The sequence below is a fragment of the Bacillus sp. 05T31 genome, from assembly GCF_056396725.1.
This window is the reverse complement of the sequence record NZ_JBFTMA010001255.1, coordinates 1-591: the sequence shown is the minus strand read 5'-3', so window position 1 is coordinate 591 and position 591 is coordinate 1. Positions and strand designations below refer to the sequence as shown.

Sequence of the window (591 nt, the reverse complement as noted above, 5' to 3'; positions counted from 1 at the left end):
GTATGAGGTGGATAATACAGAACAAAAATATTATTATGTGGGAGTTAAAACAAATAAATCAGATTCTAAGAGTTATGAAGAATTAAGCAGGGAATTTTATAATTCCATATACAGTATTTTGTTGAAAAAACGACATTATCATCTGCAAGGTATGTTTGGAATATTAGATTATTCGGATTTTAATTTTAAAAATTTAAAGTTACTTACAATATTAGAGGAATATATTAGAACAGAAAGAAATGAAGATAACATTAAGCGATGTAGCGAAATGATAGCCAGTAAATTCAGTGACTTAAGCTCAGGACATCAAATTATTCTTTTATCTATTTCTAAAATAGTTGAATTGTTGGTTGAACAAACACTTGTTTTAATTGATGAACCCGAGACACATTTACATCCACCACTTTTATCGGCTTATATTAGAGGACTTTCAGAAATTTTGACTGCAGAGAATGGGGTCGCTATATTAGCTACTCATTCGCCAGTAGTTTTACAAGAAGTTCCGAAATCTTGTGTATCTATTATAAGAAAGTATGGTGAGAATGTAAAAATTGAAAGACCGAGAATTGAAACATTTGGAGAAAACACAGG

General features: G+C 30.1%; 1 protein-coding gene. It reads left to right on the top strand.

Annotation, left to right across the window (positions count from 1 at the left end):
- Positions 1–37: 37 nt before the first annotated feature.
- Positions 38–591, top strand: a 554-nt coding sequence (locus AC1DJR_RS32765; protein WP_477004547.1) for an AAA family ATPase, incomplete at its 3' end; no start/stop codon positions are given.